At 69.5% G+C, this 266-nt stretch carries 1 protein-coding gene; it reads right to left on the bottom strand.

The genetic code is table 11. The annotated features are described in order from the left end of the window. Positions 1-266, bottom strand: a 266-nt coding sequence (locus RVY79_RS19975; RefSeq protein ID WP_317466318.1) for a hypothetical protein, incomplete at both ends; no start/stop codon positions are given.

Here is a 266-nt window from a genome sequence, read left to right as displayed (position 1 = left end):
ATTGCGACGTCACTTCGCCCAGCACCTTGAGCCTGCCGTCCGCAAAGGCCTTGCGGAGCACCTCGATCGGCGGCAGCGGCGTGTCGTCCGAGCCGCGGATCCCTGCGCCGGCGACGAAGCGATCGGGGTCGCGATCGTGCCAGTCGATCGCCGCCTGGAGCCGGTCGCCATCGCCGCCGCTCACCACGCCCTTGACGACATTGTGCTTCTGCATCTCGGCGATGCAGGCGGCGAGATGGTCGGCGCCGGTCCGGATCGGGCTCTTG

The sequence above is a fragment of the Chromohalobacter sp. HP20-39 genome (genome assembly GCF_033052815.1).
In the GTDB taxonomy this organism is placed as follows: domain Bacteria; phylum Pseudomonadota; class Gammaproteobacteria; order Pseudomonadales; family Halomonadaceae; genus Chromohalobacter.
The sequence above is the reverse complement of the archived record's forward strand: the minus strand, read 5'-3'. Positions and strand labels throughout refer to the sequence as shown.